This is a genomic window from Mesorhizobium sp. M0633 (assembly GCF_040320645.1).
Lineage (GTDB): Bacteria > Pseudomonadota > Alphaproteobacteria > Rhizobiales > Rhizobiaceae > Mesorhizobium.
This window is the reverse complement of record NZ_JAMYQC010000075.1, coordinates 1-7,618: the sequence shown is the minus strand read 5'-3', so window position 1 is coordinate 7,618 and position 7,618 is coordinate 1. Positions and strand designations below refer to the sequence as shown.

6 protein-coding genes are annotated in these 7,618 nt (G+C 59.0%); all 6 read right to left on the bottom strand.

What is annotated here, in order from left to right; genetic code table 11:
- Positions 1 to 213: 213 nt before the first annotated feature.
- Positions 214 to 1,614, bottom strand: coding sequence for a CapA family protein (locus NKI47_RS34175; protein WP_352596093.1), 1,401 nt, complete (start codon positions 1,612 to 1,614; stop codon positions 214 to 216).
- Between the two features lie 75 nt (positions 1,615 to 1,689).
- Positions 1,690 to 2,721: an ABC transporter ATP-binding protein gene (locus tag NKI47_RS34170; RefSeq protein WP_352596096.1), complete on the bottom strand. Its 1,032-nt coding sequence runs from the start codon at positions 2,719 to 2,721 to the stop codon at positions 1,690 to 1,692.
- Positions 2,718 to 3,725, bottom strand: coding sequence for an ABC transporter ATP-binding protein (locus NKI47_RS34165; RefSeq protein WP_352596090.1), 1,008 nt, complete (start codon positions 3,723 to 3,725; stop codon positions 2,718 to 2,720). Before NKI47_RS34165 ends, NKI47_RS34170 begins: the two co-directional genes overlap by 4 nt.
- A 1-nt stretch (position 3,726) precedes the next feature.
- The gene (locus NKI47_RS34160; RefSeq protein ID WP_352596087.1) at positions 3,727 to 4,608 is read right to left on the bottom strand and encodes an ABC transporter permease; all 882 of its coding nucleotides are present in this window, start codon (positions 4,606 to 4,608) and stop codon (positions 3,727 to 3,729) included.
- 1 nt (position 4,609) lies between these two features.
- Positions 4,610 to 5,551 (bottom strand): ABC transporter permease, encoded by a 942-nt coding sequence (locus tag NKI47_RS34155; protein WP_352596084.1) that lies wholly within the window; start codon positions 5,549 to 5,551, stop codon positions 4,610 to 4,612.
- Between the two features lie 3 nt (positions 5,552 to 5,554).
- Positions 5,555 to 7,144, bottom strand: coding sequence for an ABC transporter substrate-binding protein (locus NKI47_RS34150; RefSeq protein ID WP_352596081.1), 1,590 nt, complete (start codon positions 7,142 to 7,144; stop codon positions 5,555 to 5,557).
- Between the last annotated feature and the right edge of the window lie 474 nt (positions 7,145 to 7,618).

Here is a 7,618-nt window from a genome sequence, read left to right as displayed (position 1 = left end):
CAGCCCCAACGACCGAAATCCAGCCCCCGCCGCGCGCCAGGCTGTTCGCAACCTCATTGTCGCACCACCCACTCTGGAAATGCCGGTAGTTCGAGGTGTCCAACTGAACAGCTCGCGAGACCGTTCGTCCCCGCAGTGCATGCCCCCGTCCTCCGGATCTCTCTGGAGACACTGAGGCACGCTCACAGCCTCGATGGGTCAATACGGGTATCGCTACATGCGGGTCTGCGCTGAGCTGGGCCGCACTCGGATCACTCCAACCTCGTTTTCGATCTCGATATGGGTGCCAAATGGCTTCGACAGCTTCTGTAGCCGCTCCAGAATGGCCTTTGCTTGCGGCGCGGGTGCCAGGCGCGGCACTCCCCGATTAGCTAACCTTTCGGAGCGGCGAAGTTCGATAGGATGGAGCCTTAATTCAGCGAGCTGGTTCTCCTCGAAACGGCCCACGCTGACGATACTCTCATAGTAGACCGCGTCGGAGAGTGGTATAAATCCTTCTGGATATGGATAGCCTATTGCCATTTCATGAGCTGTTACGTCCGCATCCGTATCGACCCGCGGATCCTTACCGTGTGCGTCGAACATGTCAGCTCCGACCGGCGTTCTCAGGTCTTGGTTGAAGAAATTCCCCAAGCCGTAAAAGATGGGCCGCCCTTTGTAGATTTCGATGCCTCTCACATGGTGCGGCCCGTGATTTATATATGCATCTGCTCCGGCGTCGATCGTCTTCCGCGCAAATGTTTGTTCATAGTCAGCCGGTTGGCTAGTGAATTCCTCGGGCTCGTGCCCGTGATTCGTAGCGATACAGAAATCCGCGAACTGCTTTCCACGACGCACGTTGCGCAGAATATCGTCAACGTCGCGCGGATTAGGTTTAAAGCTGTATCCTGCTTTTTCCCCTGCTTCGAAGACTATCTCGCCAATTGCTACACGAGACGCATCTTTCGGCGGGGGCGCATACCAAGGAAGTATCTCGCGCACCTGCCTCAGTTTCTCAAGCATCTCAGGGGGAACCACTATGCTTTTTGCCAGGCGAAGGGCGTTCAGTCCAGGTCTGCCCGGCGCCTCGCCGGCCGGGTCGCAGGCACGAGCCATAGGCTCGAATGTTGTCGCAAAAGACACCAACGCGACGCGGCCGCGTGCGGTTTCCAAAAAACGAGCAGCACCGGCTTGTGCAAGATTCTCGCCCGCACCTGCATGAATGATCCCGTTCTCATCAAGCGCCCTGGTCGTCTCGCGCATACCTTCGACGCCCCAATCCAGTGTATGGTTGTTCGCCCGACTGACCATATTGAAACCCAGCGCTTTCAAGTCGGAGCCCAGCTCCGGAGCGCCGATTAAATACGCACCCCCGTACTCAGCCTGCGGGCACCCTTTAGACTGAACATCCAAGATGTTGGTTTCCAAATTACCGAACGTCACGTCAGCCCCGTGGAAGATCCTGAGAACATCCGCAAGGCCCGGGTGATTGCCTTTGGTTACGGGCCGCGCGTAAAGAAGGTCGCCGACTGCCGCCATCGTGAAGCCGTCTGCAATATTCGTTTCGATTGAACCTACCGTATCAAAGCCCCCCTCTCGCAGGATCGCAGGATGGCAATCTTCGGGAGAACCCATGTTATCTCCTATGTTTCATAGAGCATCAGTTTCACTGCTCTACACTTGTTTTTCGATGCACTGCGACGGATGCCGCTAAGCTACAGGAGCAGGCGAATGATCGTCCGCTACAGCCGGTTGGACCGGGATGTCAGCGGCCGGAGCGCGCACGTGACAGGCCACCACGCGTCCGTCTGCCATCGGCACCAAAGGCGGCACTTCGATGCGGCACCGCTCCACGGCGAGCGGGCAGCGCGGATGGAACGCACACCCGCTCGGCGGGTTGATGGGGCTCGGCACCTCGCCCTCGACGGGCACATCCAGCCGAACCCGCGTGGGATCTGGCACCGGAGCTGCCGCTATCAGCGCCTCGGTGTAGGGATGGACTGGCTTGGCAAAGAGCGCTTCGCACGGCGCAAGCTCCACGATCCGCCCCAAATACATGACGGCAACGCGATGCGCGATATGCTCCACGACGCTAAGGTCATGCGAGATGAAGACGAAGGCAATGCCCATCTGCTGCTGGAGATCCAGAAGCAGATTCAAGATTTGTGCCTGCACGGATACGTCAAGGGCTGACACCGCCTCGTCGGCGATAATGAGGGAGGGGTTAAGCGACAGGGCGCGTGCAATGCCGAGCCGCTGGCGCTGACCGCCCGACAATTCGGACGGGAGCCTGTGCATCATCTCGGGCGACATTCCGACCTTTCGGAGAAGGTCCGCGGCAAGTGCCTGGCGCCGTTTCCGGCTGAGGCGCTCAAAATTCTCGACGGGTTCGGTGATGATCTGTTCGGCGGTAAGTCGCGGATTCAGCGACGAGTAAGGATCCTGAAAGACCATCTGCATCCGACGGCGCCACGCGTGAAGTGCGTCCTTCTTGAGACCCGCAATGTCGGTCCCTTCGATCAGCACGCGGCCAGCCGTCGGCTCGACAAGCCGCATCAAGAGCCGCGCCACGGTGGACTTGCCGCAGCCGGATTCGCCGACGATGCAAAGCGTCTCGCCCGCCTCGACGCAAAAGGATACATCCTCCACCGCCCGGATCACTGGGATGTTCTTCTTCAGGAATCCCGAACCGAGCGGATAGTGCTTGGTCAGATTCTCGACTTTCAGCAAAGGACCGGTCATGGGCCCATCACCTCTTCGGCGCGCCAGCAAGCCGCGGCGTGGCTCGACCCGACATCACGCAGGGCGGGCGTCTTCTCGCGGCAAATGTCGATGGCGAGCGGGCAGCGAGGCGCAAAGCTGCACCCGACAATGGGCTCGCGCAGGCTCGGCACAATGCCTGGAATTTCCGGCAGACGGCGCTGACGGCCACGCCGCCGATCAGGCACCGACCGCATGAGGCCCTGGGTGTAGGGATGCACCGGACGCGTGAACAGATCAGTAACGGCGGCTTGTTCTACGATGCGGCCGGCATACATCACGATTACTCGTTGGCATGTCTCGGCTACAACGCCCAGGTCATGTGTGATAAACATCACGGCCGTTCCCGTGCGCTCTTTCAGATCGACGATGAGCCGCAGGATCTGCGCCTGGATCGTGACGTCAAGCGCGGTCGTCGGCTCGTCGGCAATCAACAGTTCCGGCGAGCAGGCGAGAGCCATGGCGATCATGGCGCGCTGGCGCATGCCTCCAGACATTTCATGCGGATAGTTGCTGACGCGACGCTCGGGATCCGCGATGCGCACGAGACGGAGCATCTCTTCGGCCTTAGTCATGGCAACGGACCGCGAGGCTTTGGTGTGGATCTGGACCGCCTCTGCGATCTGGTGGCCGACAGTATAGACTGGGTTCAGGCTCGTCATCGGCTCCTGGAAGATCATGGCGATCTGGTCGCCGCGAATCTGTCGCATCTCCCGATCAGACAACTCAAGCAGGTCGCGACCGTGAAAGCGGACCTCGCCGCCGACGGTTCTGGCGCTCACCTTCGGCAGGAGCCGGAGGATCGAAAGGGCGGTGACGCTCTTCCCGCATCCGGATTCGCCAACGACGCCAAGGGTTTCGCCTTTCTTCACCTGGAAGCTGATGCCACCAAGGGCGCGCGTCACGCTGCCTTCGCCGTAAAAATGCGTTTCTAGATTTCGGACATCGAGCAGGACGTCATTACCTGCGGTTTGATGCATCTGCATGTTAGCGCCTCCGCTTGGCGCGAGGGTCGAACAGGTCGCGCAGGCCATCCCCGAGCAGGTTGACGGCAAGGACCGTGACGGCAAGGCAGATACCGGGGGCGAAAATCGTCAAGGGCGCGATGGCGAGATAGAGGCGGGAGCTCGCGATCATATTGCCCCAGCTGGGAATCTCGGGCGGCACGCCCACGCCGAGAAAGCTCAGCCCCGCCTCCGTCATGATCGCGCTGGCGCAGACATTAGCGCCCTGGACCATCAGCGCAGGAATGGTGCTCGGCAAAATATGCCGCCACAGCACCTTGGGCAGGCGAGCCCCGCCGCAGAGCGCGGCCTCCACGTAGGGGCGCTCGCGAACACCCAGAACCACCGAGCGAACCAGCCGCGCGACGCCTGGCGTCTCAGGGATCGCAATGGCGACGATGAGGATGCCGATTCCGGGACCTGTCAGAGAAATGAGCGCAATCGCCAGCAGAATTGTCGGGATCGACATCAGGCCATCCATGATCCGCATAACGACGTTGTCGAAGCTGCGGCTGTAACCGGCGATGACACCAATCAGGAGCCCGATCATGGCCGCGGTCGCTGCCGACAGCAACCCGACCATGAGCGAGATCCGGGCGCCGAAGATCGTTCGCGCAAACACGTCACGGCCCAGGTTGTCGCTTCCGAACCACATCTCGGCGGAAGGCGGCTGGAGGCGCTTGAATGGATCCATGTTCACCGGATCTCCGGCGTAAAGCGGGGCGGCGATCGCTAGAATGATCAAGAGCGCCAACAGGCCGCCGCCGATCATGACCAGCGGGTGCCGCCTTGCGAGACGGGGAAGATCGGATAGCTGGAACCCACCCATCGGGACGGCTTCGACTGGTGGGGAGAGGAGCGTCATATCAGTACCGGATGCGGGGGTCGATCAGCGTATAGGCCAGATCGACCGCGAGGTTGACAAGGACGTACAGCCCCGAAGTCAGGATGAGCACGCTCTGGATGATGGGATAGTCGCGGTTGTTGATCGCATCGACGACCAGACGCCCGATACCGGGCATGTTGAACACCGTTTCCGTGAGGACGACCCCGCCAATGAGCCAGGCAAAGCTTAGGCCGATGACGGTCAGGATCGGGACGCCGGCATTCTTCAAAGCATGGTGGAAAAGCATGGCATAGGACGAAGCGCCCTTGGCAGCGGCCGTTCGCATATAGTCTTCCGACAGGACCTCGAGCATGCTAGCCCGCGTAACCCGGGCGATGAATGCAATGTAGCCGAGACCCAAAGCTACAGTAGGCAGGATCAGGTGCGCAAACCAAGGGCCGAGGCCACCATCCATCGGCACATATCCCTGGACCGGAAGCCAGTGCATCCTGACAGCGAAAAAGTAGATGAGAAAATAGCCGATGACGAAGACCGGGACAGAATAACCAAATGCCGAAAAGGCCGTGAGGAGGCGATCGACGAGACCGCCAGTTCGCCACGCGGCGAGGATGCCAAAGGATACCCCGACCGACACCGAAAGGATCATCGTCAGGATCGACAGGGAAAGGGTGGGCTCAAGCCGCTGCGAGATCAGCTCGAGAACCGGTCGTCCGGCAAAGATTGAGGTCCCGAAATCGCCGCTGAGCATATCCCGCAACCACCGTATGAACTGGACCGGCATAGGATCGTTCAGACCCAACTGTTCGCGGATGCCTGCGACCATCTCCGCCGTGGCCGACCGGCCCGCGATCATGGCCGCCGGATCGCCCGGTGCAAGCCTGAGCAGCAGGAAGACGAAGATCCCGACCAGCGCCATGACGGCGATGGTCGAAACAATTCTGCGAAGGATATAACCAGCCATCGCTCAAGCTTTTTCCATGTTCCACATGGGAACGATATCAGGCATGCCGATGAGGCCGATGAGCGTCTTGCGGCGTGCGATTGGCGCCGTAAATTGGCCTAGGAGAACCTCGGGCACATAATCCCAAGCAATTGCCTGCATTTTGCGGGCCAGAGCCTTGCGCTCATCCACCGTTTCAACATCGGGCCATTTGGCACGAAGGGCCTCATACTCATCACTCTGTGGCCAACCGTACCATGCTTTCTCGCCATTCATCGCGAGATGGGATGTAGTCATAGCCTCACCACGGGCGAAGTCGGTGTCGCTTGTTATAAAGATGCTCCAGCCCCCATCCTCGACGGGACGCTTGTTCTCCCGACGCGCGGAAACGCCGGCCCAATCGCTCGGGGCAAGCTCGGAGTTAATCCCGATCTTACGCAAAGCATCTGCTAGAAGTTGCGAAGTGTTGCTTCCGTCTGCCCAGTCGGTCGGCTGAAGAATAACGACTTTTTCGCCGGCATATCCTGCTTCCTTGAAGAGTAGCTTCGCCTTTTCCGGGTCGGCTCCCTTTTTGAACCACCCGGTATTTTCATCATTTGATACGGGATTACCACTGCCAAAAAAGGACGTGACGGTATTCGTGTACTTCGGGTCGGAAGAAAGGACTTGTAAAAACGCTTCTTGATCGACCAGGTGAAGCATTGCTTGGCGCGCCTTCACGCTGTCGAACGGCTTTTGCAAGCAATTAATGCGCGCGAAAAAATCCTGGCCATACTTGTAGAGAACCTGGAGCTCCAGGTTTGGATCAGCCTCAATGACTGGGAAAAGATCCGCAGGTGGCGTGATATAAAAATCAATCTCACCCGCCTGAAGGGCCGCGATAGCAGTTTGTGCATCGCCAATATTCTCCCAAATCACGCGGTCGACTTTGACGATTTTCCCACCGGCCAATCCGTCAACTGGTTCCTGGCGTGGTAAGTACTTATCATTGCGGTCGTAAGTTAAACTAGCGCCCGGCCTCGCCGCGGCTTCATTAAATTTGAACGGCCCCGATCCGATGTTGGTTGTCACTGCTTCCGTTGCCGGCTTATCCGCATCCTTCTCCCGCATTACGTAGAGCAGATTCGCCAAGAAAGTAGGGAGAAGTCCCAGTGGCTCCTTGAGCGCGATGGCGAAAGTCTTGTCGTCCTTCTTCGAGATATCCTGGACTCGAGTCATCATAAATTGACCCTCGGGTCGTATTTGGGCCCAACGGCGGATTGAGGCCACACAATCCGCCGCGGTGACCGGGCTGCCATCGTGCCAGCCTAAGCCATCGCGGAGCTCAAAAGTGTAAATCTTCTTGTTATCGGAGACGCCCCACTTTCCAACCATCTGCGGCTGCGGCATAAATTTCGAATCAAGCGCGAACAGCGTGTCGTAAATCGCCGCAGCGTGGTCGGTGGTGGTTTGAGAAGTCGTAACAACGGGATCAAAGATAGTCGGTAGGCCTATCGACATACGGACCGTCCGCGCCTCGGTCGCTGCCGCTTGCGCCCGCAAAATGGAAGGGATCGAAAAAGCCGCTCCGCCGGCGATACCCGCCTTGAAGAGATTGCGTCGAGAAATCGTCATCTTTCAGTTCCCCTTTTTGAGCGTCTGGCGCGATTAACCGCGTTTGCGCCTTGTTAAAACCAAGATTGAAGGGCTTGACTGCCCTTTCTTATAGTCACCCGATTGGCCGGCGTTATCGTTAGGATACTAGCACTCGCGTGTGGCGAACCCGCGTCAAAATGACTCGAGTGCTGAAATACAGGCTGCACAAAGCGGCGTGGCCTGAAATGTTTTGGCGCTCTTGGGAACGCGATCGGCGGCTCGTCTGCACACTTCGACAGCCACTCGACGTGTTAAGCCAGTAGCCAGCTTCCACTAAGCTCGAGCGTCGATCTCGAACGCCTGGATCAGTTGTGTGCGTCAAGTTCTGCAAAATGGCGTGGCATCGCGGTGACGTCGGCGTGTCCGCCCCCCCGCCCCCCGGTTTTTCGGAGCGGCGGCCCCACCGCCGGGGTGCAGTGTCGTATAAAAAAAAGCCAGCCCACCAGACCGGCT